This window comes from Rhizobium skierniewicense Ch11 (genome assembly GCF_023757665.1).
Taxonomy (GTDB): Bacteria; Pseudomonadota; Alphaproteobacteria; order Rhizobiales; family Rhizobiaceae; genus Agrobacterium; species Agrobacterium skierniewicense.
The window spans coordinates 1-24,859 of record NZ_RXPG01000023.1; the positions used below are offsets into that span (position 1 = coordinate 1).

The following is a 24,859-nucleotide window of genomic DNA, read 5'->3' on the forward strand; positions in this document are numbered from 1 at the left end:
GACTTATAGAGGACACCAATCAAACAAGTCAACACACCCAATTCATAAAAATAAAGAAAATGTATAAGATGTTGATTTTGTTAGGTAATTTTGGGGTTTTAATGGAAAGACCCATCCGGCGCACCAAATCAGACCCTATCACTGGGTCTTGGACCGGACACGGCCCGGCCAGATTACCCCCCCCTTTTAACAGATACCTCCTGAGTTCGATCCTGCTGGCTGGGTCAGCTCTTGCCCCTACCCGTCAAAAGACTGACTCGATCCATGATCTTCATCATTTAAAAGGATCGACATCATCTTGAAATCTGATATATCAGTAGAATGATAGATCAGGAAGAGTGTGGCGCCGTGAAAGGCAATGAAGGCTTGGACGACAAGGCGGACCGGATATCGCGGCTAGACCCGCAACTGTTGACGAGTTTGCGGGACCACGTGCACCGCGCACTGCGAACAGCGATTTTGTCTGGTCGCTTTGCACCGGACGAGCGACTGAACGAGCGCCAGCTTGCCGAGCAAATGGGCGTGAGTACGACACCTGTTAAAGAAGCCTTGCGACAGCTGGAGGCTGAAGGTCTTGTGGAAACGCTGTCCCGCCGCGGCGTTATTGTTCGTTTTAACGTCGACTGGGCCGAAGAGACGATCTTGGCGCGTGCTGCTCTTGAATCGATGATCGCGCATCTTGCCGCGAAGCGCCTGGACCCAGATACGCGTAAGGTACTCGAACAGACCATCGAGCGAATGCAGGTAGCAACCGATGGCGGTGGTGTTGATGATCTTATTGGCCTCAATGAAACTTTTCACGACCAAATCCACCTCGCATCCCAATGCCGTTACCTCGCAAAAATGATTGAGCGCCAGCGTTTTTACGACGCAAGCATCCGCCGGATCATTCACTTGGATCCCGACGAATGCGCAAAGGCGCTTGAAGAACACAAAACCATCGCACAGGCCATTATAGACGGCGAAACTGAGCGCGCGGAAAAAGCGATGCGGGATCACGTCATGCGCTCGGGCGCGACTTATCTGAAAATGGTTTTCGACAAAAAGGGAGGAGATTAAAGATGAACGAAGGAATGGAAAAAGTTCGAACCGCACTCAAGGGCATATCTGGCGTACCGGTGACACCTTACGCTGCCGACGGTCGTATCGACATGGCCAAGCTGTCTGTGCTTATAAAAAAAATGGCCGATGCACGCGTGCACAATCTTATGGTGGCGGGTAACACGGGTGAATTTTTTACGTTAACTCTTGATGAGGTTCGTGACGTTCACCGAACGGCGATAGAGGCGGCTGACGGCAAATCTCTTGTGAGTGCAGCGGTTGGCCGTTCCTTGACTGAAGCAAAAGCGCTTGCGCGCGACGCGATCGCCGCGGGGGCCGATGCCATTATGGGGCATCACCCAATGGATCCTTTTGCCGGACCCAGTTATCAGGCGAAATACTTCCTTGAACTGGCAGATGCCTCAACAGTGCCTGTTATCGCCTATGTGCGTAGTGACGGCTTCTCTGTTCAGGATTTTCGGGATTTGGCCCTGCACCCCAACATCGCCGGAATCAAATTCGCCTCCGGCAATCTGATGTTGCTGGCCGAGGTCATCAGAGCGACAAAAGATGCGCCAGCCATATGGGTTTGCGGACTGGCCGAAGGCTGGGCGCCGGCGTTTTATGCTATGGGTGCGCGCGGCTTTACGTCAGGCCTCGTCAACGTCTTTCCAGACCGCTCCCATGCCATTCATCAAGCCTTGGAAAAGGCTGACTATGCGAGGGCGCGTGAGCTGATCGATGGCATTGCTAGTTTTGAAGCCATGCGCACGAAGTATAATAATGGCGCCAACGTAACTGTCGTCAAGGAAGCAATCGGGATGTTGGGCACGGATGTGGGACCTGTTCGTACCCCCGGCGTCGAGACATTGAATGAAGCGGAACGCTCCGAGCTTAGAAACATCGTCGAGCGTGTGAAGCGCGAGATGGCAGAGGGCATTTGAGACTTAGAATGCAAGCAGGATCAGAGATTACATCCGAGCGCGAAAAACGGCTTCAGATTTTGACATGGGAGCGACAACCCGACGACATCAACACTCCAGAACAAATCGCGCTCAAAAAACGGCTAACCGAAATCGCCGGTGCTGACCTCGCTGATACCTCTTACATCGCCCGACACGCCAATGTGTTCACCTCGCGTTTGAAACTGGGGCAATATTCGTGGGTGGCGGGGCATGCCATCGTGCGCGGGGACGTGGAGTTCGGTGACAACTGTACGGTCAATCCCTATTCCTGCATTTCTGGAAAGGTGCGATGTGGCAATGGTGTGCGGATTGCGTCCTTGGTTTCCATCGTCGGCTTCAACCACGGCTTCGATGATCCGACCATTCCGATATACCAGCAGAAGCACGAGACACTCGGCATCACCATCGGCGACGATGTGTGGATTGGGGCAAACGCAGTCGTGCTTGATGGCGTGACGATTGGCAAAGGTGCCGTCATTGCTGCCGGTTCTGTCGTCGTGAGGGACATTCCGGAGATGGCGATTGCGGGAGGTGTGCCAGCCAAAGTGATCCGCCGGCGTGGCGAAAAGATCGCCACCGTCAGATCACGTCGTGGCGAGATTTTGCAAGCTTTGCAACAGATCGGCAAGGCAGGAGCCGCGCAATGGCCCCGCATTCTCGAGCGGGCGAAACAGGATGGCCGCTATGTATCGGCAGGAGCGGATGGAGTGCAGCATGAAAGCATCAGACATGAATGCGATGCCATAGAAATCGCAGCCGGATTTGGGAGCGCGCCCGAGGGGATAGAAGCTCGCGAATTGGCCACGAGGCTGCGAGCGTATCAGGACCCTGCAACCGGTTTCTTCCCAGATCCGTTCAGCCCCCCCCTGCCCGGCTTAGACATTCGCGAGGATTATGCCGCGCTTTATAACGTACTGGCCATCGGTTATGCGCTCGAAATATTGGGGTCCCATCCACCACATCCGGTAGCAGGTGCGCAAATGGACACACCGCATCTAAGCGCCTGGCTTGATCGTCTGCCCTGGAGCGACCGTGCGTGGCGATGCGGCGACCGGATCGATGCAATCGCCACGGCGCATTATTTCAACGCACGATATTTCGGACTGGGTTCTGAAACAGAGACCTTGTTTGGCTGGCTGACAATGCATGCCGATCGCGCAACCGGGCTTTGGGGCAAGCCGACAGCAAAAGAAGGTCTGTTGCAACCGGTTAACGGCTTTTATCGCCTGACACGCGGTACCTACGCTCAATTTGGCCTGCCGGTTCCCTTTCCAGAGGCTACCATCAATTCCGTCATTACCAACTACCGGACCTACGATGGATTTTCAGGCACGACCTACACCGCTTGCAATCTGCTCGATACAATCCATCCGCTCTGGCTGTGCCTGAAACAGACGGATGCAAGGCGTGCAGACGCAGAGGCGATTGCCGAAACCGTTATTATGCGATGTGCCGAGCAGTGGCAGAGCAACGAGGGCTTTGCCTTCGCTGCTGGTCAGCAACCGAGCCTGCAAGGTACAGAGATGTGGCTTTCGACCTTACACATTGCCGCAGACCTGCTGGATGTCGCCGACGCGTTTGCTTTCGTACCCAAAGGAGTTCACCGGACCAAGCCTGTGGGTATGGGACTGTAACACCGCGTCACTCGAGCATGGACTGAATGTGAAGCCGTATATTACCTGTCAGGCTCTCGCCCGGTTGAAGAATCGTCAGGCCAAGATTGGTGCGCTGGTGTTCAGGCTGGCACAATGTGCCGGCAGCCATCGAAACTGGCTCCAGGCACATATAGTATTCCGTGCGATGCGCTGCGAGATGATGGAACACCGGGTCTGCGCCTAAGACAAGCTGGTAGCCTACGTCCAAGTCAAAGCGTGCCGTGGACCAGTTCATCAAATGTTGCGTATAGCCTGATTTTGCCGGTAACGATGCCTCTGGCCGGGGGAGAGGCGGATTGCCGGTCGGTACGTGAAACGGATCCAGCGCATAGGCAAGAGATGCATCTGTCCGTACGTCACGATCCAGCCCGGCAACAAAATAAGGATGCCAGCCGAGAGCAAATGGCGCGGGAACGCCTGCCCGGTTGGTGATGGAGAGTTCCACGGTCAGCCCGTGGTCATTCAAGAAAAACGACTGGCTTGCCTCGAAAGCAAAAGGCCACTCGGCATCGGCCTCATAGTCAAGTAGCAGCGTGACCTGATCATTGGCCTGACGTGCGACGCGCCATGGGCGACGGTGCGCAGGTCCGTGCATCGCATCCCCAGCAAGCAGAGGGTGTGGCAAAACATCGTGCGATACGCCCGCATGCGTGAAGCATGCTCCGTAGAGCCTGTTGTGATAGGGAAACAGCGGATACGCCCCAGCCTTTGGCCAATTCCAGGGCTCAAAGACATCTGCCTTTGTCGGCACCAGAATATTGCCGAACTCCGCATGGGTGAGATGCGTCATTCGTCCGCCCCACGCGGGTCGGAGGCGGGCCGAAAACGGCCCGCTGACAATGGAGACCGTTTCAGGCAAAAGCATAGGAACCATCTGGCCGCTTGGGAACACGACGCTGCCAGTGGATATAACCGTCTTCCTGCATGGCCTTTTCATCCATCTCGACGCCCCAGCCCGGACGGTCAGGCCGTAGTTCCAGATGCCCATCCTTCGGCAGATAGGGATCGATGACGTAGCGGGTCTCATCTTCACGGGTTTCAATATTCGTGCCGCCATAGACGTAACACTGGCCCTTTGGAAGACGGTATTCCAGAATTCGGAAATTCTGCTGTGCGGCGGAGAAGTGAACGTTAACGGCGGTGGCGAGTGGACCCATCGGGTTGTGTGGCGCAATACTGACGAAATGCGCTTCCGCAAGGGCTGCGATCCGGCGCATTTCGGAGATGCCACCGACGACGCAAATATCCGGCTGAATGATATCGGCACCCTTGACCTGCAAAAGCCGCAGAAATTCATTGCGGTTATAAAGGCTTTCGCCAGTGGCCAGCGTGCAATTGAGACCCTGTTTCAGATCGCCCCACATCTCGATGTTTTCAGGACGCAACGGCTCTTCGAAAAACAGGGGATCGTAAGGGGCAAGCGCGTTGCCGAGCTGGCGTGCGGCTGCGGGTTCGAAAATCTTGGCATGGGCATCGAAGGCAATATCGTAATCGGTTCGCACGGTCTCGCGAAGAGAGCGGAAATACTCCGCGGAACTGCGGACCACTTCGCCCCAACGATGGGCATGAATATCGAGGCGCCAAGGGCTGAGCTTGAAGGCCTTAAAACCCCAATCCTCATTCAGGCGATCGAACTCTTCCTTCGCGGCTGGTGCATCCGGTGCCGTGTAAACCCCTGCATAAACCTTGATACGGTCGCGCACATTGCCGCCGAGCAGCTTGTAGACCGGGACACCCGCTGCTTTGGCAGCGAGATCCCACAGGCAATGGTCGATTGCGGAAATGGCCGACAGGCCAAGCGCACCGGGAGGAAAGCGGTTCTGCTGAAGCAGCAGATTATAAAGATACTCGACCCGTGTCGGGTCTTGCCCGGCGATGAAGTTATAGAGGTAATCGAGGATGGGCGGCAGCGCGAGATCAGGGCCGTGATTGTAGCACTCGCCCCAACCGGTCAGCCCGTCATCGGTGTCCAGCGCTACGACAACGCGCGGACGGTCCTTGTCGCGGGTGACGAATACCCGCATGCGATCGATTTTCATGCTCTAGTGTTCCTCATGGATGTAACGAAGCGCAGACGGACGTCACACACTTATCCGGCCTTGCTTTCAGTCTTGACGGCGGACGGCTCGATATAACGGAACCGTCGCGTGCGATCCCTATCGCGCGGATCGGGTCGCGGAATGGCGGAAAGCAGCGCTTGCGTGTAGGGATGGTCAGGCGAATTGCAGACCTTTTCAGCGTCGCCAAACTCCACCAGCTTGCCGCGATACATCACGCCGACGCGGTCGCACATGTATCTGATAACGCCGATGTCGTGGCTGATGAAGATATAGGCGAGGCCCAGTTCGTCCTGCAGGCGCATTAACAGATCCAGGACCTGAAAACGAACGGATACATCGAGCGCAGATGTCGCCTCGTCGGCCACGATGATCCGTGGCCTCAACGTAATGGCGCGTGCAATGCCGATGCGCTGGCGCTGGCCGCCGGAAAAGGCATGCGGATAACGCTCACGTCCCGCAGGGTCCAGCCCGACCTGATCCATCAGTGCGCAGACGCGCTCGTCCAGTTCCTTGCCCTTGGCGATGCCATTGACCAAGAGCGGTTCACCAATGACCTGCGCCACGGTCATGCGCGGATTGAGAGAACCGAAAGGGTCCTGAAATACCATGCGTAGCTCGCGCCGCGCCGCCTTTAGCTCTGCGCCTTCGATCTTGGCCAGATCGACCACGCTGCCATCTGCCTTGCGGTACAGCATTTCGCCGGAGTTCGGATCATAGAGCCGCATGATGGCGCGGCCCATGGTCGTTTTACCGGAACCGCTTTCTCCGACGATACCCAGCGTTTCGCCCGGCAGCAGCTTGATGGATACGCCATCCAGCGCCTTCATCTCGCCAAAGTGCATGGACAGGTCATTGACCTCCAGAATGGGTGCGGCAGTCATATCAAGCGGCGGACGGGCCAGACGTATCTCCGCCTTCTGCTCCAGCTTCAGCACGGAGCCGATCAGCATGCGGGTGTAAGGATCTTGCGGGCTGTGGAAAATCTGCTCCACCGGACCGTATTCCTTGGCAACGCCGTGGTGCATGACGAGAACGTCATCGGCAATCTGCGCCACCACGCCCATATCGTGGGTGATGAACAGGACCGCCATACCATGCGCCTTTTGCAGCCGCGCGATGAGATCGAGAATTTCCGCCTGCGTTGTTACATCCAGCGCTGTCGTCGGTTCATCGGCGATCAGCAATTGCGGTTTGCAGGCCAGCGCCATGGCAATCATGGCGCGCTGGCGCATGCCACCAGAATACTGGAACGCATATTTATCAAGCGCGGTTTCCGGGTTGGGGATTTCGACCTGCCGCAGCAGTTCGATGGCCTCGGCGCGGGCCTGCGCCTTGTTCATTTTCAGGTGCAGCCGCAGCACCTCTGTGATCTGGTCACCGACCGTGTGAACCGGAGACAGCGACGACATCGGCTCCTGAAAAATCATTGCGATATCTGCACCGCGCACAGAGCGAATGACGCGGCCACGCGGATCGAGCTTTGCCAAATCCAGCGACGTGCCGTCCGCCCGGTTTAGAATTATGGAACCGGAGGCGATTTCGCCGGGGCTGTCTATGATTTGCAGGATGGAGCGGGCCGTAACGGATTTGCCGGAGCCGCTTTCACCGACGACGCAGAGCGTCTTGCCTGGATCGATTGAGAACGACAGGTCGTTGACGGCACGGAACACGCCGTTACGAACGGCAAATTCCGTGACCAGATTGCGGACTTCGAGAAGCGGCTTGGCAGGTTTGATCGAGAGGATATCGCTCATCGTCGGCCTCACTTGTTGTAGGGATCGGCTGCGTCACGCAGACCATCACCGAGCAGGTTAAGCGCCATGACGGCGACGACCACGGCAACACCCGGCAGGAACAGCCAGGGTGCGGTTGCGATGGAGCGAATGTTCTGGGCCTCGCGCAGCAGCACACCCCAGGAAATGGTGGGCGGTTGAAGACCAAGGCCGAGGAAGGAGAGCGACGTTTCCGCAAGGATCATCGCGGGAACGGCCAGCGTGACCGAGGCGATGATGTGGCTTGAGAAACTGGGCAGCATGTGGCGGAAAATGATGCGCCCCTCTGGCACGCCATCCAGCCTTGCGGCAGCCACGAACTCTTCCGTTCTGAGCGACAGGAAGCGGCCGCGAACCACACGGGCAAGCTGCGCCCAACCGGTGAGCGAAAGGATGATCGTGATCATCATATACTGAAGGGTGGCTGGCCAGCCTTGTGGTAGCGCTGCCGCCATGGCGAGCCATATGGGAATGGTGGGCAACGACAGGACGAAATCGATCACGCGCTGCATGACGAAATCGATGCGCCCGCCATAATAGCCGGAAATACCACCCAAGACGACGCCGAGCAGAAGCGAAAAGAATACGCCGACAAGACCGATGGACAAGGAAATCTGCGAACCCTGCACCACACGGCTGAAAACATCGCGGCCAAGCCGGTCTGCCCCGAAGAGAAACAGTGGCCGTGTCTTATCGGTGGATGCCAGAAGATGGATGTTGGTGTTGAACAGGCCGAGCACGGAATATTCGTAACCGCGACCGAAAAGCTGGATCGGGATTTTCTTCCCCGTATCCTCCACGAAGACGGCGGCCAGCGTTTCAGGATCACGCGTCAACTTGAGCGGGTAGTAATGCAGGCCGACGGAGAAACCATCCGTCGTGTCGATCAGATGAACCCGTTGCGGCGGATAAAACGTCGCACGGGCATTTTGGAGCACGGGATCGTTGATCGCAAAGAAGCCCGGCACGAGGGCCACTATATACATGGCAATGGTCACGACGAGAGCCGCCATGGCCAGACGATGGCGTTTAAATGCCCACCAGATGAGTTGCCACTGCGATGCGACGGCGGCACGGTCGGGGCGGATGGTGGTGGCTACAGCAATATCGGCCATGACGCCCTCCTATTCGAGACGGATTCGGGGATCGACCAGCGCCAGCAGAATGTCGCTGATCAGCGATCCAATCAGCGTCAGCGCGCAGATCAGGAGCACGAAGGCTCCGGCGAGATACATATCCTGCGCCATCAACGACTGGAGAAGCAGGGGTGCGGCAGTCGGCAGGTTGAGCACGATGGCAACGACCACGGAGCCCGAGATGAGGTTAGGCAGCAGCCATGCGATGGTGGAAATGAACGGGTTGAGGGCAATTCTCAAAGGATATTTCGTCAGCAGACGAAATTCCGACAGGCCCTTGGCGCGAGCGGTGGTGACGTAAGGCTTCGGCAACTCGTCCAGCATATTGGCGCGCATGACGCGGATGAGGCTGGCGGTGGAGGAAATGGCGAGGATGGCAACCGGCAACCAGATATGCGCCATGAGATCGACCATCTTTGCTATGCTCCACGACGCCGTCTCATATTCCGGCGAGAACAGCCCGCCGACATCAGCCCCGAACTCGACCGCAGCGACATACATCAGAACCAGAGCCAGCAGGAACGACGGAATAGAGAGGCCGAAGAAGGAGAAGGCAGTGAAGAGATAATCGCCAATCGAATATTTGCGAACGGCGGAGAACACGCCGATGGGAAGTGCGATGGCCCATGTGGCCAAAAGGCTTGCGACAGCCAGAACCAGCGTCAGTGCCATGCGTTCCCAAATGAGTCCCGACACCGGCTGTTGCCACTCGAACGAGATGCCGAAATCACCGCGCGAGATGATGCCCCATATCCATTTCAGATATTGAATGATCATCGGGTCATCGAGGCCGAACCGCTCGCGCAGTTGCGCTGCCGTGTTGTGGTCGATGACCTCGTTGGATGCGGCAAGCGTGGCGATATAGGTCGTGACGTAGTCACCAGGTGGCAACTGAATAAGGACGAAGGCCAGAAAACTGACGGCAAACAAGGACGGGATCATCCACAGCAGGCGTTTCACGATAAAAATCAGCATGTCGCTCTCGCAATCACATTTTACCGCACACGCCACCGTCACTGAAACGACGGATTGCGCGCGGTCGACACAGTCTGAAAAGCGTCGCCGCCTGGAAACGGCGACGCCTGTGTGGCGTTGTTAGCTTGTGAAGGTAAACTGTTGCGGCAGGGCCGGACCGGGGTTTGGCCACGACCAGCTATCCGGCTCTTTCTCCGGCACGTTGCGAAGATTGTTGCGGATGATACCGAAACCACCGACTGCGAGGCAAAGACCGATCGTCTCGAACTCTTCCGCCGCGATATCGAAGATCTGCTTCATCTTTTCGCCGCGCTTGGCAAGGTCAGCCGTCGAGCGTGCCTCATCGAAGAGCTTGAAGCGCTGCTTCTGGCTTTCTGGTGGTTCTTCGCCCTTCTGACCGTTGGATGTGTACCAGAGTGCCCATGGAATGGCATAACGCGATCCCTGCGGGTGAAAAGCAAAAAAGTCACGTGGATCGAGCATCGGGTCGAGACCGCCGGGTCCCGGCCAAACCGCCGCATCATGGGCATTGTCATCGCCGCGCGTGTAGTACAGCGCACGTTCAATGGTGTTGACCTTGATATCGACACCGATCTGCGCCCACTGCGCCTTGACCAGTTCCAGCGCATCGACCAAATCGGGATAAAGCGTCGGGATAACGTCAATGGAAAAGAAGACGGGCTGGCCATCGGGCCGCAGGCGCATGCCATTACCGTTTTTCTTGTCATAACCGGCCTTGTCGAGAAGCTCGTTGGCCTTGTCGGCATCATAGTCCGTGTTCTGGCGTGCCAGCTTTTCGTGATACCAGGGATGGGTCGGACGCGGTCCTGCCTGATATCCCTCGCTCTGGCCGAAATAGACAATGTCGATGATTTCCTGCCGGTTGAGAGCAATCGACAGCGCTTGACGGAAGGATTTGTCGGCGAACATCTTGCGCATCGCCGGGTCTTTATGGGTGATATTCAGGTAAATCTGGCACTGTTGCGAAGCTGATGGCACCAGCGTCAACAGTCGGTAATCGCCCTTTTTCATGTTTTGCGACAGGGTCGGCTTGTTGGCGAGAACGCTGATGTGACGTTCCTGAATATCGATCTTGCCGGAGATGACGTTCAGCATGAGCGATTCCACATCCTGCGAAATGCCGAAGTTGACTTCATCGATGTAAGGCAACTGGTTGCCTTCGGTATCGACCTGCCAGAAATACGGGTTCCGCGTCATCACAACGCGGGTAGCACCGCCGGAATAGGGCTCCTTGACCACCCATGGGTCCAGTGTCGGCTTCTCGACATTCGACCAGCGCGATGGGATTTCGATGTCACCGCATTTGGCGCGGAAAAGCTCGGTCCAGCTGGAGACGCCTGCGGCCTTTACCTCGGCATCCAGCGCCGTGTTGTATTTTGGCAGGAACTTGCTGCAATAATGCTTGGCGAACATCGTCGGATGCTGGCCGAGCGGTGTTGCAAGGTTTTCGAGATAGAGCGCGTTGGGTGCGGCAAAGGTGAACTTTACCGTGAAATCATCGATCTTCTCCACGGTGACTGCTTTACCGGCAACCGCGAGCTGGGCTGGCGTTGCGCTGTAAAGCTCCTTGTTCTTGATGCAGTCTTCGATGGCGAACACGACGTCATCGGCCGTGAATGGATGGCCGTCAGACCATTTTGCGCCCTGGAGCAGATGGAATGTGAACTGCGACGCGTCGGGGCTGACTTCCCATTTCTCGGCAAGGTTTGGCAAAACTTCGGTGAAGTCCATGTTCCAGCGTACCAGGCCCTGATTGCCGACCATGCGCAGAATGCCGTTGTGGTCAGACGAACCGCGAAGGCCCCGGCGCAACGTGCCACCATAGGTGCCGATCTTTTCCAGTGGCGTCACTATCATTGGATTCTTTGGCAGACGGTCGGCAAGCGGCGGCAGCTTGCCATCCTTCACCAATGCCGCCAATGATGGCGCCTCTTTACCGACAGCGGCTTTGGCAGACGTCCCAATGAGGGACATGGCGGCAACACCTCCAAGACCGGCCACAAAGGTACGGCGCGTCACGCCCAGCGAAAATGCATCACCAACGCTCATAGACTATCCTCCCAAAAATCTCCCCGGCAGCGACGAGGGCTCACGCCCCGCCGCTATGGCCCTCCTGGCCCGCCAGCGCACCGATCCTCCACCGGCACGCAGACCATATGAGCGTTTTCAGATGATTACAAGTATTGACAGATTTTTACAGATTTTTTATTGAGATGAGTGAAGCAAGGCCATTTATATGGCAAATGGCCATATGCGTTTAACGGATAAAAGGGCGCTGATGAAGAATCTGGCCACACACGCCCCACTGAAAAGCGAAACGCGTTTTAGCGATATTATTTACGGAAAGATCGTCGGGATGATTTCGGACGGTCGCTTCCTCATCAACGAACGTTTGCCGTCCGAACAGAATTTGGCGACTATGTTGGGCGCTTCCCGTCCTGTTGTGCGTGAAGCACTGGAAAGGCTGCGTAATGACGATCTGATCGTGTCTCGAAAGGGTTCCGGGTCTTACGTGCGCCAGCAGCCGGACTTGTCCGTTCTGCAGCAGGTGCCCGTCGGCTCGCTGGCGGACGTTCAACGATTTTTCGAATTCCGATCCGGTCTGGAATCCTCCGCTGCGGAACTGGCCGCACGCAACTGGCAAGCCGCTGACCGTGCCCGGATAGAGCAGGCGATTGCGGCGCTGGAACAGTGTCTCGAGCATGGTGATCTTGGCGCGGAAGAAGACTTCGCGCTTCACGAAGCCATCGCGATTGCCAGTCAGAACCAGTTTCACACGACCGTTCGGACGTGGTTCAAACCGCATTTTTCGATCGGCCAGTCTGTCACCCGCAGTCTCAGCCTCAAACGTACGCCGCAACATGTGCGCGATGTGCAGAATGAGCATACTGCAATTGTTGAAGCCATCTTTGCGCGGCAAGAGCAGGCTGCTCATGATGCGATGAAGGACCACATCCTCAAGGCCAGAGCCCGGATGTTCCAAGGCGTTGGAGGTTGATCATGACAACACCGAAGATATTTGAACCGAAAGTTCGCCAACTCATCGACGTGCCATTGCATGTGGGCGAATCCCCGGTGTGGAATCCGAAAACGGGGGAGCTATGGTTCGTCGATATTCTCGCTCCGGCCGTCTTTCGTCTGAAACTCGACGGAACGCTGGATCGCTTTGATATGCCGGCACCGGTTGGGTGCCTTGGACTTTGCGAAAGTGATACAATCATTGTAGGCCTTCAGACAGGTGTGCACATTCTCGATCCCGCATCCGGCAAGTTGGAGCGGCTGTGCAATCCAGACAACGGGCGCGCAGACAGCCGGTTGAATGACGGCAAGGTGGGGCCGGATGGTCACTTCTGGGTTGGGACCCGGGATGAGGCCCTGCCGCCAACCGGCAACGCTCGCCTCTATCGAATCTCGCCCGACGGGCAGGTTGAATGCGTCATCGATGGCGGAATGTTCACCTCAAACGGGCTGGCATGGAGCCCAGATGGTCGAAAGATGTACCACTCCGACAGTAGCGGCCTGATGTACCAGACGTTCGACTTCGATCCAGCCACGGGCAGACTTGGCAAGGCCCAACGTATGCACGATTTTGGACAGGGCGAAGGCAGGCCCGACGGGGCCACAATAGATCGCGACGGGTTTTACTGGAGCGCCGGCGTGAGCGCGGGGCGATTGAATCGCTTTTCGCCCGACGGGGACTTGGTCGAGGTGTATCGTTTACCCTTCGATGGGCCAACGATGCCTTGCTTTGGTGGAGCTGACTTCAAGACGCTTTATGTCACGAGTTTGAGGACGCATCGGGGAGATGCGTCTGTTCAGGGAACGGTGGTGGCGTTCGAAACGCCCGTCGCCGGAATTGCGCCTTATCGTTTCAAGGCGTGACAGCTCCTCTGGGAGAGAGCTCAAGGCCGCCAGCCGCTAAAGCACGTTCGGCGGCTTATCATTCTCGTCAGGGTTTGGAACGGGAGCCTCATCCGGCAGATGTTCCGGTTCCGGTTCCTTCACGGGCGGCATATCCTGCCCCGGTGGCATTGGCGGCATTTCGCCAGGAATGGGTTCGACGGGTAGCATGCTCATTCACTTCCGTTGAAACTGTGCGGGCGGGCAACGCATTGCTGGAAATTGCCTATTGGTCCACGTATCGTTCGCCAAGTCGGTCCATTCGAGCCATGCGCTGCCCGCCTGATAATCAGACACCAGTAAACACGTTTGCTCAGTCGAAGTTCCACTATGGATTTCGGCTAGGCGAAACCGACGACGTTTCGAGCAACGATGCGCTGATCACCGTAATCGCGCATGTGTGCCTCGTGGCCAAACTCTCGACTGACGGGTTGATCTGTCTGCGTATCATGCATTTGAAGGAAAGCGTCGGCGTATGTGCCCGTCTCTTCTTCCTGGGTGATGATGTGCTGAGCTTTCAGAAAATCGAACATGGCTTCCTCCCATTCGACGTTGATAACGCATCGATCGGCGCTAGCGTTCCCTCCACACTAACGCAAACATTGATAGGTTATAAATAAAACATCTAGCACGATATTTTTGATAATTTGTTACATCACACGGTAAAAACATTATCCACTCAAGAGACCCGATGATTGCCGCAGCACCAGATCGACGGGCCAGAGCTCCTGACACTCTTGTACCGGACGGCCCGCGATGATCTGCAACCGCAAATCCGTCACCCGCTCGCCCGCCATACGCTGGGGTGAGCGGGTTGTGGAGAGCGATGGCAACATGCTTTCAGGCGTCAGATACGGAAACACGTCATCATGGGCGATGACGGAAATATCCTTGCCGATAACAAGACCCAACTGGCTGGCGGCGCGATAAACGCCCTGCGCGGTCATCATGGCTCCGGCGACGAATGCGGTAGGACGGGACGCTTTCTCCAGCAATGACCGTGCGAATTGAAACGCGGTTTCTTCGCTGAACGGCGCCGACAGCATCATACGCGGATCAGGCGTTATTCCCATCGTCTCCAGCGCATCGCGATAACCTTGTTCACGATCAATGGCGAATGTACGGCCTTCCGGACCGTTGATGAACGCGATGTTGCGGTGCCCACGCTCCAGCAAATGCACCGTCGAGAGATAGGCGACAGCGTGGTTGTCGATATCAAGCCAGGCATGCTCGAATTTGGTGGCCGAGCGCCCATGCACGATGAAAGGCACACCCAGCCTGTGCAGCAGCGCAATCCGCTCATCATCTGGCCGCGGCGAGTGAATGATGATGCCATCCACACGACCGCTGGCCGCCAATCGACTGAATATCTTCAGTTCTTCATGAAGGTCGTTATCGGTTGTGACACTGACGATGATATCGGTGTCTTCGCCGAGAAGACGGCTGGCCATGCCGCCCATGAACTCGGAGAAAAAGTGCCCGCCGCCGCTCCGGCCCATAACGACCCCAATGGCTCCCGCCTTGCCCGTGACGAGACGTACGGCGTTGGCATTTGGCCGATACCCCAACCTGCGGGCGGCTTCCATGACCCGCTCACGGGTTTCCTGTCGCACTTCTGGATAGCCGCCAAGCGCCCTGCTGACCGTGGTGGGCGATAATCCCACTTGCTCTGCAAATTCCTTGAGTTTCATGTGCCCCGCCATTTTCCCTTGCATGCGTGGATCAGAACAAAGTTTCAAGTCTCCAAAAATTGAAATCGATTTCAAATTTCCTCGATGAGAACGCATCGATTTTTAGCGAATAATATAATTTTACCCTTCTAACCCCTCATTATTTTCCACAGATAGCCAAATCGATATCCGTTGACAGCCAGAATATAATTTGAGAGCTTGGCGAAAGTCGAAAGCGTTTTCAATTCGGAGGAGAATTGAAAAGCGCCATGGAGGAGTTTGACGATGAATATTTCAACGAAAATCTTGATTTTATGCAGCAGCAGCGTTGTGTTGACGGGAGTGGGTGCTCAGGCCGCAGAGATCTCGATGGCTGCGAATTCCACGGGCAAAAACCTGAACTTCATCCGGGAACAACTGGTGGAATTTGAAAAGCAGAGCGGCCACAAGGTCAAGCTGGTCACCATGCCGCCGTCGTCCAGCGAGCAATTCAGCCAGTATCGATTGTGGCTGGCCGCTGGAAACACGGATGTCGACGTCTACCAGACAGACGTTGTCTGGGCTCCACAGTTGGCAGAACAGTTCGTAGACCTGACCGATGCGGCAAAGGATGTCGTTGCCAAGCACTTCCCATCGGTGATCGCGTCACAGACGGTCGATGGCAAGCTGGTTGCCATGCCGATGTACACCGATGCGCCGGCTTTGTTCTACCGCAAGGACCTGTTGGAAAAATATGGCAAGCAGCCACCCAAGACGTGGCAGGAACTGGCCGTGACAGCCAAGGATGTTCAGGACAAGGAGCGGGCGGCCGGACAGAAGGACATGTGGGGCTTCGTGTTTCAGGGAAGCGCTTACGAGGGTCTGACGTGCAACGCTTTGGAATGGATCGCATCCGCTGGCGGTGGGCATATCGTCGAGGCGAATGGCGACATCAGCATCAACAATGAAAAGGCGGCCGCCGCCCTTGAAACGGCCAAGAGCTGGATCGGCACGATTTCTCCGCCAGGTGCTCTCGCTTACAAGGAAGAGGAAGCGCGCGGAGTCTGGCAAACTGGTAATTCGGTCTTCATGCGCAACTGGACCTATGTTTATGCGCTGGGTAATGGTGGCGACAGTGCCATCAAGGGCAAGTTTGGCGTCGTTCCTTTGCCCGCGGGCACGGAAGGCGAGGCCGCAGCCTCTACGTTGGGCGGCTGGAACGCCGCAGTTTCCAAATATTCCAAAAACCAGGAGGCCGCGATTGCGCTCGTAAAATTCCTCGGCTCCGAGGAAACGCAGAAAAAGCGCGCTGTGGAGCTTTCCAACATGCCGACCATTTCATCCCTTTACGACGATAAGGATGTTGCGGCGGCACAACCTTTCATGCCGCTTTGGAAGCCGATCTTCGAGACGGCCGTACCGCGCCCGTCTGCGGCGACCAAGGTGAAATATAACGAGGTTTCCGCAAAATTCTGGGGTGCTGTTCACAACACGCTGTCCGGCACCGGTACCGCTGCCGAAAATCTCGAACTTCTCGAAGTCGAACTCACTGATCTCAAGGGTGACAGCTGGTAACGCGGCTTTACACGTCAAGCGGTCTTCACCGGCCGCTTGACCGCTGTTAACGGTGGGAATTCCTATGACAAAAATCACCTCTGTCCGGTCACTCCCGGCAGCAAAGGGCTCCGATCTTCAATCGGAACGTTTGCGCTCCGCATGGATCTTCCTGGCCCCGACATTTTTAACGCTTGCGCTGGTGGCCGGTTGGCCATTGATGAGAACCGTCTGGTTCAGCCTGACTGATGCTTCGCTGACCAGCCTTTCCGATGCCCATTTCGTCGGTCTGAAGAACTATCTCTCATGGATTACCCTAAGCAGTGGCCGCACGGTCTATCGCGGACTTCTGGCAGATCCTGCGTGGTGGGGTGCGGTGTGGAACACGCTGAAATTCACAGTGGTCTCTGTTTCCGTCGAGACTGCTCTCGGTTTGGTCGTGGCCCTGGTTCTGAATGCGGAGTTCAAAGGTCGCGGCATCGTTCGCGCTGCCATTCTCATCCCCTGGGCCATTCCGACCATCGTGTCCGCTCGCATGTGGGCGTGGATGCTGAACGACCAGTTCGGTATTCTCAACGACATGATGATGAGCCTCGGCCTCATCTCGCAAAAGATCGCATGGACGGCCAATCCCGAGACGGCCATGACTGCGGTCCTGATCGTGGATGTCTGGAAGACGACGCCGTTCATGGCACTGCTGATCCTCGCTGGCCTGCAGATGGTGCCGAAGGATATGTACGAGGCCGCCAGGGTGGATGGTATCCATCCGATCAAGGTCTTCTGGCGCGTCACTCTGCCGATGATCCGCCCTGCCCTGATGGTCGCGGTTATCTTCCGCATGCTGGATGCCATGCGGGTTTTCGATCTCATCTATATTCTGACACCGAACAATTCCCAGACGAGGACCATGTCTGTGCTGGCCCGTGAAAACCTGTTCGACTTCGACAAGTTCGCTTACGGGGCGGCGGCCTCAACGATGCTGTTTCTGATTATCGCGTCAATAACCATCATCTACATGTGGCTTGGCCGGGTTAACACCGATGGAGGAGACCGATGACAGCGTCCAGCTTCATCAAGAACACGGCGTTTTACGCGCTCGTCGCCATCATCGTCATCGTCGCGGTGTTTCCTTTCTACTACGCGATCCTGACGAGCTTCAAAACCGGAACGGCGCTGTTCGAAATCAACTATGTGCCGCGCAATATTTCCCTCAGCAACTATCGTGATGTGCTCGGCAATGACAGCTTCCTGCGCAATCTCGGCAACTCCCTGTTGGTCGCGACATGCGTCGTGGCTTTGTCGCTATTTCTGGCCGTCACTGCGGCTTATGCCTTGGCACGAGTGCGCTTCAAGGGACGGTCTCTTCTCCTCTTGACCATTCTTTCGGTTTCCATGTTTCCGCAGATTGCAGTTCTCGCAGGCCTTTTCGAACTCATCCGCTGGGCCGGTGTTTTCAACACGCCGTTTGCGTTGATCTTCTCCTACATGATCTTCACCCTGCCCTTTACCGTCTGGGTTCTGACCACATTCATGCGGGATCTGCCGGTGGAAATCGAAGAAGCCGCGATCGTGGACGGAGCTTCGCCTTGGGTCATCATCACGCAGGTCTTTCTGCCCCTGATGTGGCCAGCGCTGGTGACCACAGGCCTGCTTGCCTTCATAGCAGCCTGGAACGAGTTTCTCTTCGCCTTGACCTTCACATCGTCCAACGAGCAGCGCACAGTGCCCGTCGCCATCGCGCTTTTATCCGGTAGTTCCCAATTTGAAATTCCGTGGGGAACGATCATGGCGGCCTCCGTCATCGTGACCGTGCCCCTCATCATCCTCGTTCTGATCTTCCAGCGGCGCATCATTTCCGGCCTGACGGCTGGTGGCGTCAAGGGTTAGGAGATACATTCATGACCAGTATAAGACTGCGCGATGTCAGAAAATCATTCGGTGCGTTCGACGTCATCAAGGGCATCGACATGGATATCCATTCCGGTGAGTTCATGGTGTTCGTCGGCCCGTCCGGCTGCGGAAAATCAACCCTGCTCCGGCTGATCTGCGGGCTGGAAGAAATCACTGGCGGCGAACTTTCTTTTGAAGGAAAGGTCGTCAACCGGCTGACACCCGCCGACCGTGGGGTTGCGATGGTGTTCCAGTCGTATGCGCTCTATCCGCATATGACCGTTTTTGACAATATGGCCTTTGGTCTGAAGCTTGCCGGATCGACGAAAGAGGATAGACGAAAGCGCGTCGAGGCCGCAGCGGAGATGCTGCAACTGACGCCCTATCTTCAACGTCTGCCCAAGCAGCTTTCCGGTGGCCAGCGCCAGCGTGTGGCCATCGGTCGCGCCATTGTTCGTGATCCCAAAGTATTCCTCTTCGATGAGCCCCTCTCCAACCTCGACGCGGCTCTGCGCGTTGCAACCCGTCTCGAAATCGCCAAATTAAACCGCAGTATGCCTGATACGACAATGATTTACGTCACACATGATCAGGTAGAAGCCATGACGCTTGCGGACAGAATTTGCGTTTTGCGCGACGGCCGGGTCGAACAGATCGGCACACCGCTCGAATTATATGAAACGCCGGTTAACACCTTCGTCGCAAGCTTTATCGGCTCGCCCAAGATGAACTTCCTGGCCGGAAAGCTAGCTGAAGCCTATGGCGCTCATACCGTCGGCATCAGGCCGGAACACATTACCGCAACGGCGGACGCAGGCGGGTGGACGGGTGAAATCGTGCATTCGGAAATGCTGGGCTCAGACAGCTACATTTATGTGAACATGGGTACCGAAGAGCCAATCGTGGTGCGCGAGGAAGGCGTTTCTGCCCGGAAGCCCGGACAGACGCTTACCCTCTCGCCGTTGCCTGATCATATCCACCGCTTCGACGCACAGGGCAATGCATTGCCTAAAGCCCACACGCGCGCCGCCTGAACTCATCGAGACCCTCTTAACCGGCCGCTCCTCCCAGCGCGCCGGATCACCAAGGAGCATAACCATGACTATCAATACCGTCGTCTGGGGCGAAAATATTCACGAACACATCAACGAGACGGTGCGTTCGCTCTATCCAAATGGCATGCATACGACAATTGCAGACGCACTGAACAAGACGCCCGATATTCACGCCACAACCGCCACTCTTCAAGAACCGGAACACGGTCTTTCGCAGGAACGACTGGACAAGACTGACGTGCTGGTTTGGTGGGGTCACAAGGACCATGGCGCGGTGGCGGACGAGATTGTCGAACGTGTCGCCAAGCGGGTCTGGGAAGGCATGGGATTAATCGTGCTTCACTCCGGCCACTTCTCCAAACCGTTCAAGCGACTGATGGGAACACCCTGCGCGCTGAAATGGCGCGAGGCGGGCGAGCGCGAGCGGGTCTGGACGATCAATCCGCGCCATCCGATTGCGGCAGGTCTGCCGGAGTATTTCGAATTGGAAAACGAGGAGATGTACGGCGAGCAATTCTCAGTTCCGGAACCGCTGGAGACCGTCTTCATCTCATGGTTCCAAGGCGGCGAAGTGTTTCGTTCAGGCCTCACATGGCGTCGTGGCGCGGGCAATATCTTCTATTTCCGGCCGGGCCACGAGACATATCCAACCTATCATGATGCCAACATTCAAAAGGTCATCAGCAACTCGGTCCAATGGGCTTACAACCCCGCCGCCGCTTTGACTGGCATCCACGACGCACCAAATGTGCCCTTCGATCAAGCTCCCGAGAAGATCGAGGAACGCGGTCCCAAATTGCACGCTGCTGGCGAAGCAGGTTACAGGTAAGCCATCATGAAACTTCTTATTCTCGGAACGGGTGGCATGGCCAATAGCCATGTCATGCATTTCTCTCAAATCTCGGGCGTCGAACTTGTGGCGGCTGTCGATGTGGATGACGTGGTCGTCCGCGCGTTCGCCTTGCGCCACAGTATTCCCCTCACCTTCACATCGCTGGATGATGCAATTGCATGGGGCGAATTCGATGCGGTTGCCAATGTGACTCCAGATGCGATCCACCATCCGACGACACTAAAACTGCTGGCTGCTGGCAAGCACGTATTTTGTGAAAAACCGTTGGCGGAAACCTATGCCAAGGCAGCCGAAATGGCAGATGCAGCGGAAAAAGCCGGGCTCGTCGCCATGGTCAATCTCACCTACCGCAATGTCGCACCGCTTCAGGCGGCGCGGCAGATGGTGAAGGACGGCGTTATCGGCAAACTGCGCCACCTCGAAGCGTCCTACCTGCAAAGCTGGCTTGTTTCCAAGGCTTGGGGCGACTGGATGACGGAAAGCAAATGGCTCTGGCGCTTGTCCACCAAGCACGGATCCAACGGCGTGTTGGGTGATGTGGGCATTCACATCCTCGACTTTGCGTCCTATGGCGCCGGCAGCGATGTGGAGCGTATTTTCACGCGGCTGAAGACCTTCGACAAATACGAAGGCAACAAAATCGATGTCTATGATCTCGATGCCAACGACAGCTTCACCATGACGGCCGAATTTGATAACGGCGCGATGGGTGTGATCCACGCCACACGCTGGGCAACCGGCCATCTGAACGAGCTTCGCCTTCGCCTTCACGGCGACAAGGGAGCGCTGGAAGTCATCCATACGCCAGATTACTCCAAGCTTCGCGGCTGCCTGGGCGAAGACGTGGAAAAGGCAATCTGGAGAGACATCGAGGTTGAGCCGGTTTTGACGAACTACGAGAAATTCGCAAACATCGTCATGGAAGGCGGGAAAGCTGACCCTGATTTCCGCCATGCCGCAAATCTCCAGAAGGTACTCGATCTGTCGATCGTGACGGATCGCGAGCGGCGCGAGATCGCTGTTTCCGGTTGAGTTTGAACATGACGTGACCAGTTGCAAAGGGCGGTCCATGTGGCCGCCTTTTCTGTTTTGTTACCTTCTTCGTCGCTCCACGTTATCTCCAATCAGTGCGTTGCAGCATGGGAAATCCGCTTGCGTTAAAATCATAATATGACTTAATGCTTAGGTAATATCAGTTTCTCGCGAAGCCATGCGCGCCCACCGCCGATAAAAATCTGCATCCAGCAAAGGGAAAAGAAATGAAAATCGCCATTGTAGGATGTGGGTCACGTCACAAGATGTTTCGCGATTCCATCACGCAGAATTATTCTGACCAGCACCAGATCGTCGCGATGTGCGACAGCAACGCACATCGGCTAAGCGAAGCGGCGCAGGCCATATCCAAACCCGGCACCAATGGCGTTCCCACCTATCTGGCCGAAAATTTCGACCAGTTGATTGCAGAACAGAAACCAGACACAATCGTCATCGCGACGCCCGATTTTTTGCACTCAGATTACATCGTCAAGGCGTTCGAGGCAGGGTGCGACGTCATCTGCGAAAAGCCACTGACAATCGATTTGTCGCGGCTGAAGCAGATCATAGATGCGCAGAAGCGCACAGGCCGCAAGGTTATGGTGACATTCAACTACCGGTATTCCCCCGCACGAACGCAGATCAAGGAGATGCTGGCCTCCGGCGTGATCGGCAAGGTCACGGCGGTCGACTTCCGCTGGCACCTCGACCGGGTCCACGGCGCGGATTATTTCCGCAGGTGGCACCGGCACAAGGAAAACTCCGGCGGGCTTCTGGTCCACAAATCCACCCACCATTTCGACCTTCTCAACTGGTGGCTGGCATCTGCGCCAACGGAAGTGTTCGCATCGGGCCAGCGTGCCTTTTATCGCCCGGAGACCGCAGTCGCGTTGGGATTGCAGGACCATGGCCCACGCTGCGCGGACTGTTCCGTGGCGGAGAGATGCGATTTTTGCCTCGATCTTTCCGCCGACGACCAGTTACGAGCGCTTTATCTCGATGCCGAAGACGAGGATGGCTACTTTCGTGACCGGTGCGTGTTCGACGCGGATATTGGCATCGAAGATACGATGCAGGCCCATATTCGCTATGCGTCTGGTACCACTGCCAACTACACGCTCACGGCTTACTCTCCGTGGGAAGGGCTGGAAATACGCTTCCAGGGCACGAAGGGCGAGCTCGTCCACAAGCACGTTGAGGTGCATGGCGTTTTCGGAGGCGTCAGAGACCATGCCGACGACGAAGCGGTGACGACGCAGTTGCATCTCGCTGGACAAGCGCCGCGAATGATAGAGGTTACGAAGGGCAAGGGCGATCATGGTGGCGCAGATCCCGTGATGCTCGGCTATATCTTCGATCCGCAATCCATGGAGCCAGATCGCTTTAACCGTGCATCGGATCATGTCTCCGGTGCATGGTCGATTCTGACAGGCATCGCGGCCAACGCATCGATAGAGACAGGATCAGCTGTTAACATTCAGACGATGCTGACTTCGCGTGGTATTCATATCTGAAGTGGCGAAAACGTCGTCCTCGCATCAGATCGATGTCTGGTACGCAAAATCTGGAAGGTGATTGACCCAGAAAAGGAAAAGCCTGCCGCGGGAGGAGGTGCGGCAGGCTTTAAACTTGATCGACAACTGGGAGGAGGAGTGTTGTCGATCCACATCTTGCGACGCTGGGAGGAGGAGTGCGTCGCTTCGATGATTTGAATATAGAGCAGCCAACGAATTTTAACAGAGCAACTATCGCAATGCAGCGATGCATTTTTTGCATAGCTAAGATGACGGTGCCCGATTTTTCATCATCATTTGCTTATGTGTGGCCATCATTGATCGCGATGAACCTGAAACCCGGCAAAGGACTGATTGACCGGCATCATCTCTATGCTGTTGATATTGATGTGCTTTGGCTGAGACGCGACCCAGTGGATGGTGTTGGCGATATCCTCGGGAACAATTGGGTTGACGCCCTTGTAGAGCTTGTCAGAGGCCTCCTGATTGCCACCAGTGCGCACCACGGTGAATTCCGTTTCGCACATGCCAGGCTCGATGGATGTGACGCGCACACCTTTTCCGTGCATGTCAGACCGCAACCCTAAAGAAAACTGGCGCAAAAATGCTTTTGACGCCGCATAGACGTTGCCGCCTGCATAGGGCCAGTGTGCGGCCACCGACGACAAATTGATGATCATGCCACGGCGCTCTATGAGCGTTGGCAGCAAATGGTGGGTAATATTAAGGAGCCCGGTGATGTTGGTGTTCACCATCGTATGCCAGTCCTTTAACGGCACATCCGGCGCAGATGCCGTTCCGAGCGCCAAACCGGCATTGTTGACCAGAACGTCAATCTTCTGGAACGCGGCAGGCAATGTCTTGAAACCCGAAGCCATGGCCTCTTCGTCTGTAATATCGAACGCCATGCCATGGAACGACGAGCCAAGCTCGGCACCCAACTCGTTGAGACGCTCTGCGCGACGGCCGGTGCCGATAACCTTCCAGCCGTCCTTGGCAAAAAGTCTGGCCGTCGCCAGCCCGAAGCCCGAGGTGGCACCGGTAATCAGAATTGTTCCGCTCATCTTCCTATCTCCATTCTATCAGTCTTTCTTGAACGCCAGTTTCTGGACGGCGAGCGCCAGGCACTGCTTGAAGGCCGTGAGGTCGGTATAGAGCGCATCGGCTGGCGCATCGCCCACAACAACCGCCCCGCCCCGTCTGATGATCCCACCGTGCAGCATGAGGTTGTCCGCCATGTCGAAGTTCTCGATAGACACCCCGTCCGCACCTCGGTAACGCCCGGTCTCATCCTGGGTTGCGACACCGTCATAATAGTTCATGATGCGGCTGAAGTGATTGGCAGCAACATTGGTATAGGCAAAGACCGGCTTCTCCAGCGCGCACATAAAGCCGAGCTCATAGCTCGTGCCGGTATCGGCCGCGATACCCCGAAACGGCGTCAGATTGGCGATGATGGCATCCGCCTCCTGCATCATCTGTTCGTCGATTGCGTTGATGTTGCAGCCATGGCCCCGCTTTGTGTCGGCTGGCGGTATCTGCAGATCGCCCGGCGAGAGAGGGATGTGTCCTGCTTGGCGAACAAGCTCTGCTTTTTCGTCGAGCATGTCACGGGCGTTGGGCAGAAAGACCTCCGGCCCGGCAAGATATATTTTGATCGGCATGGATATGAACGCTTTTCGTTGCTGGAAATATCGGCTCAAACTATCGCGCGACACCTCAACGATGCAAGGGCAGTACAAGGTCAGAAAAGCGGCGTGCCCGGTATCGCGGCCGGACGGTTT

The 24,859-nt window shown here is 56.3% G+C and carries 23 protein-coding genes; 12 read left to right on the forward strand and 11 right to left on the reverse strand.

The features are described from left to right. Nucleotides 1-348: 348 nt before the first annotated feature. From EKM04_RS16165 to EKM04_RS16175, 3 genes are read left to right on the forward strand one after another with little or no spacing between them, the layout of a single operon-like run. On the forward strand, nucleotides 349-1,059 hold the full coding sequence (locus EKM04_RS16165) for a GntR family transcriptional regulator (RefSeq protein WP_252094081.1): 711 nt from the start codon (nucleotides 349-351) through the stop codon (nucleotides 1,057-1,059). Between the two features lie 14 nt (nucleotides 1,060-1,073). Next, on the forward strand, nucleotides 1,074-1,985 hold the full coding sequence (locus EKM04_RS16170) for a dihydrodipicolinate synthase family protein (protein ID WP_183897885.1): 912 nt from the start codon (nucleotides 1,074-1,076) through the stop codon (nucleotides 1,983-1,985). Between the two features lie 8 nt (nucleotides 1,986-1,993). Further along, complete coding sequence (locus EKM04_RS16175) at nucleotides 1,994-3,640, forward strand: acyltransferase (RefSeq protein WP_183897881.1); 1,647 nt, start codon at nucleotides 1,994-1,996, stop codon at nucleotides 3,638-3,640. 7 nt (nucleotides 3,641-3,647) lie between these two features. Here the strand turns inward: EKM04_RS16175 and EKM04_RS16180 are convergent, their stop codons facing one another. The 6 genes from EKM04_RS16180 to EKM04_RS16205 all read right to left on the reverse strand — a co-directional run bounded on the left by EKM04_RS16180 (nucleotide 3,648) and on the right by EKM04_RS16205 (nucleotide 11,674). Next, a complete protein-coding gene (locus EKM04_RS16180; RefSeq protein WP_491074747.1) occupies nucleotides 3,648-4,535 on the reverse strand; it encodes an aldose epimerase family protein in 888 nt (295 codons plus the stop codon). Next, nucleotides 4,513-5,700: a galactarate dehydratase gene (locus EKM04_RS16185; protein ID WP_183897879.1), complete on the reverse strand. Its 1,188-nt coding sequence runs from the start codon at nucleotides 5,698-5,700 to the stop codon at nucleotides 4,513-4,515. The genes EKM04_RS16180 and EKM04_RS16185 overlap by 23 nt, the downstream gene beginning before the upstream one ends. A gap of 50 nt (nucleotides 5,701-5,750) precedes the next feature. After that, nucleotides 5,751-7,475 (reverse strand): ABC transporter ATP-binding protein, encoded by a 1,725-nt coding sequence (locus EKM04_RS16190; protein WP_174155901.1) that lies wholly within the window; start codon nucleotides 7,473-7,475, stop codon nucleotides 5,751-5,753. An 8-nt stretch (nucleotides 7,476-7,483) separates the two neighbouring features. Further along, entirely contained in the window at nucleotides 7,484-8,608 is a 1,125-nt protein-coding gene (locus EKM04_RS16195) for an ABC transporter permease (protein WP_183897878.1), read from the reverse strand. Between the two features lie 9 nt (nucleotides 8,609-8,617). Beyond that, entirely contained in the window at nucleotides 8,618-9,604 is a 987-nt protein-coding gene (locus EKM04_RS16200; protein ID WP_174155899.1) for an ABC transporter permease, read from the reverse strand. Between the two features lie 120 nt (nucleotides 9,605-9,724). Then, nucleotides 9,725-11,674: an ABC transporter substrate-binding protein gene (locus EKM04_RS16205; RefSeq protein ID WP_183897877.1), complete on the reverse strand. Its 1,950-nt coding sequence runs from the start codon at nucleotides 11,672-11,674 to the stop codon at nucleotides 9,725-9,727. A 229-nt stretch (nucleotides 11,675-11,903) separates the two neighbouring features. Here EKM04_RS16205 and EKM04_RS16210 point away from each other — a divergent pair, with 229 nt between their 5' ends. Together EKM04_RS16210 and EKM04_RS16215 are read left to right on the forward strand one after the other, a co-directional pair. Continuing rightward, nucleotides 11,904-12,623: a FadR/GntR family transcriptional regulator gene (locus EKM04_RS16210; protein WP_174155897.1), complete on the forward strand. Its 720-nt coding sequence runs from the start codon at nucleotides 11,904-11,906 to the stop codon at nucleotides 12,621-12,623. Between the two features lie 2 nt (nucleotides 12,624-12,625). Then, nucleotides 12,626-13,507: an SMP-30/gluconolactonase/LRE family protein gene (locus EKM04_RS16215; protein ID WP_183897876.1), complete on the forward strand. Its 882-nt coding sequence runs from the start codon at nucleotides 12,626-12,628 to the stop codon at nucleotides 13,505-13,507. Between the two features lie 36 nt (nucleotides 13,508-13,543). Here the strand turns inward: EKM04_RS16215 and EKM04_RS16220 are convergent, their stop codons facing one another. From EKM04_RS16220 to EKM04_RS16230, 3 genes are all read right to left on the reverse strand, one after another. Then, nucleotides 13,544-13,702: a hypothetical protein gene (locus tag EKM04_RS16220; RefSeq protein WP_183897875.1), complete on the reverse strand. Its 159-nt coding sequence runs from the start codon at nucleotides 13,700-13,702 to the stop codon at nucleotides 13,544-13,546. 164 nt (nucleotides 13,703-13,866) lie between these two features. After that, nucleotides 13,867-14,058, reverse strand: a complete 192-nt coding sequence (locus EKM04_RS16225) for a hypothetical protein (protein ID WP_183897874.1) — start codon at nucleotides 14,056-14,058, stop codon at nucleotides 13,867-13,869. A gap of 138 nt (nucleotides 14,059-14,196) precedes the next feature. Next, nucleotides 14,197-15,216, reverse strand: coding sequence for a substrate-binding domain-containing protein (locus tag EKM04_RS16230; protein ID WP_183897873.1), 1,020 nt, complete (start codon nucleotides 15,214-15,216; stop codon nucleotides 14,197-14,199). Between the two features lie 264 nt (nucleotides 15,217-15,480). Between EKM04_RS16230 and EKM04_RS16235 the strand changes: the two genes are divergently transcribed. The 7 genes from EKM04_RS16235 (at nucleotide 15,481) to EKM04_RS16265 (ending at nucleotide 23,075) form a co-directional block, all read left to right on the forward strand. Continuing rightward, nucleotides 15,481-16,749: an ABC transporter substrate-binding protein gene (locus EKM04_RS16235; protein ID WP_183897872.1), complete on the forward strand. Its 1,269-nt coding sequence runs from the start codon at nucleotides 15,481-15,483 to the stop codon at nucleotides 16,747-16,749. Between the two features lie 64 nt (nucleotides 16,750-16,813). After that, nucleotides 16,814-17,785, forward strand: a complete 972-nt coding sequence (locus tag EKM04_RS16240) for a carbohydrate ABC transporter permease (RefSeq protein ID WP_183897871.1) — start codon at nucleotides 16,814-16,816, stop codon at nucleotides 17,783-17,785. Continuing rightward, the gene (locus EKM04_RS16245) at nucleotides 17,782-18,615 is read left to right on the forward strand and encodes a carbohydrate ABC transporter permease (RefSeq protein WP_183897870.1); all 834 of its coding nucleotides are present in this window, start codon (nucleotides 17,782-17,784) and stop codon (nucleotides 18,613-18,615) included. Before EKM04_RS16240 ends, EKM04_RS16245 begins: the two co-directional genes overlap by 4 nt. An 11-nt stretch (nucleotides 18,616-18,626) precedes the next feature. Next, nucleotides 18,627-19,652, forward strand: coding sequence for an ABC transporter ATP-binding protein (locus EKM04_RS16250; RefSeq protein WP_183897869.1), 1,026 nt, complete (start codon nucleotides 18,627-18,629; stop codon nucleotides 19,650-19,652). A gap of 64 nt (nucleotides 19,653-19,716) precedes the next feature. Continuing rightward, a complete protein-coding gene (locus tag EKM04_RS16255; RefSeq protein WP_174155890.1) occupies nucleotides 19,717-20,502 on the forward strand; it encodes a ThuA domain-containing protein in 786 nt (261 codons plus the stop codon). Between the two features lie 6 nt (nucleotides 20,503-20,508). Continuing rightward, nucleotides 20,509-21,558: a Gfo/Idh/MocA family protein gene (locus EKM04_RS16260; protein ID WP_183897868.1), complete on the forward strand. Its 1,050-nt coding sequence runs from the start codon at nucleotides 20,509-20,511 to the stop codon at nucleotides 21,556-21,558. 227 nt (nucleotides 21,559-21,785) lie between these two features. Then, nucleotides 21,786-23,075 (forward strand): Gfo/Idh/MocA family protein, encoded by a 1,290-nt coding sequence (locus EKM04_RS16265; RefSeq protein WP_183897867.1) that lies wholly within the window; start codon nucleotides 21,786-21,788, stop codon nucleotides 23,073-23,075. Nucleotides 23,076-23,389: 314 nt separating this feature from the next. Here EKM04_RS16265 and EKM04_RS16270 read toward each other — a convergent pair whose 3' ends face one another. Then, complete coding sequence (locus tag EKM04_RS16270) at nucleotides 23,390-24,139, reverse strand: SDR family oxidoreductase (RefSeq protein ID WP_183897866.1); 750 nt, start codon at nucleotides 24,137-24,139, stop codon at nucleotides 23,390-23,392. Nucleotides 24,140-24,157: 18 nt separating this feature from the next. Further along, complete coding sequence (locus EKM04_RS16275) at nucleotides 24,158-24,739, reverse strand: nucleoside 2-deoxyribosyltransferase (protein WP_183897865.1); 582 nt, start codon at nucleotides 24,737-24,739, stop codon at nucleotides 24,158-24,160. Nucleotides 24,740-24,859: the final 120 nt, after the last annotated feature.

What these genes read in the sequence shown, in the direction of transcription:
- EKM04_RS16195 (WP_183897878.1), bottom strand. Translation starts at nt 8,608, where the DNA reads ATGGCCGATATTGCTGTAGCCACCACCATCCGCCCCGACCGTGCCGCC.
- EKM04_RS16210 (WP_174155897.1), top strand. Translation starts at nt 11,904, where the DNA reads ATGAAGAATCTGGCCACACACGCCCCACTGAAAAGCGAAACGCGTTTT.
- EKM04_RS16180 (WP_491074747.1), bottom strand. Translation starts at nt 4,535, where the DNA reads ATGGTTCCTATGCTTTTGCCTGAAACGGTCTCCATTGTCAGCGGGCCG.
- EKM04_RS16190 (WP_174155901.1), bottom strand. Translation starts at nt 7,475, where the DNA reads ATGAGCGATATCCTCTCGATCAAACCTGCCAAGCCGCTTCTCGAAGTC.
- EKM04_RS16170 (WP_183897885.1), top strand. Translation starts at nt 1,074, where the DNA reads ATGGAAAAAGTTCGAACCGCACTCAAGGGCATATCTGGCGTACCGGTG.
- EKM04_RS16230 (WP_183897873.1), bottom strand. Translation starts at nt 15,216, where the DNA reads ATGAAACTCAAGGAATTTGCAGAGCAAGTGGGATTATCGCCCACCACG.
- EKM04_RS16240 (WP_183897871.1), top strand. Translation starts at nt 16,814, where the DNA reads ATGACAAAAATCACCTCTGTCCGGTCACTCCCGGCAGCAAAGGGCTCC.
- EKM04_RS16200 (WP_174155899.1), bottom strand. Translation starts at nt 9,604, where the DNA reads ATGCTGATTTTTATCGTGAAACGCCTGCTGTGGATGATCCCGTCCTTG.
- EKM04_RS16235 (WP_183897872.1), top strand. Translation starts at nt 15,481, where the DNA reads ATGAATATTTCAACGAAAATCTTGATTTTATGCAGCAGCAGCGTTGTG.
- EKM04_RS16255 (WP_174155890.1), top strand. Translation starts at nt 19,717, where the DNA reads ATGACTATCAATACCGTCGTCTGGGGCGAAAATATTCACGAACACATC.
- EKM04_RS16250 (WP_183897869.1), top strand. Translation starts at nt 18,627, where the DNA reads ATGACCAGTATAAGACTGCGCGATGTCAGAAAATCATTCGGTGCGTTC.
- EKM04_RS16270 (WP_183897866.1), bottom strand. Translation starts at nt 24,139, where the DNA reads ATGAGCGGAACAATTCTGATTACCGGTGCCACCTCGGGCTTCGGGCTG.
- EKM04_RS16220 (WP_183897875.1), bottom strand. Translation starts at nt 13,702, where the DNA reads ATGAGCATGCTACCCGTCGAACCCATTCCTGGCGAAATGCCGCCAATG.
- EKM04_RS16275 (WP_183897865.1), bottom strand. Translation starts at nt 24,739, where the DNA reads ATGCCGATCAAAATATATCTTGCCGGGCCGGAGGTCTTTCTGCCCAAC.
- EKM04_RS16185 (WP_183897879.1), bottom strand. Translation starts at nt 5,700, where the DNA reads ATGAAAATCGATCGCATGCGGGTATTCGTCACCCGCGACAAGGACCGT.
- EKM04_RS16265 (WP_183897867.1), top strand. Translation starts at nt 21,786, where the DNA reads ATGAAAATCGCCATTGTAGGATGTGGGTCACGTCACAAGATGTTTCGC.
- EKM04_RS16205 (WP_183897877.1), bottom strand. Translation starts at nt 11,674, where the DNA reads ATGAGCGTTGGTGATGCATTTTCGCTGGGCGTGACGCGCCGTACCTTT.
- EKM04_RS16175 (WP_183897881.1), top strand. Translation starts at nt 1,994, where the DNA reads ATGCAAGCAGGATCAGAGATTACATCCGAGCGCGAAAAACGGCTTCAG.
- EKM04_RS16225 (WP_183897874.1), bottom strand. Translation starts at nt 14,058, where the DNA reads ATGTTCGATTTTCTGAAAGCTCAGCACATCATCACCCAGGAAGAAGAG.
- EKM04_RS16215 (WP_183897876.1), top strand. Translation starts at nt 12,626, where the DNA reads ATGACAACACCGAAGATATTTGAACCGAAAGTTCGCCAACTCATCGAC.
- EKM04_RS16245 (WP_183897870.1), top strand. Translation starts at nt 17,782, where the DNA reads ATGACAGCGTCCAGCTTCATCAAGAACACGGCGTTTTACGCGCTCGTC.
- EKM04_RS16260 (WP_183897868.1), top strand. Translation starts at nt 20,509, where the DNA reads ATGAAACTTCTTATTCTCGGAACGGGTGGCATGGCCAATAGCCATGTC.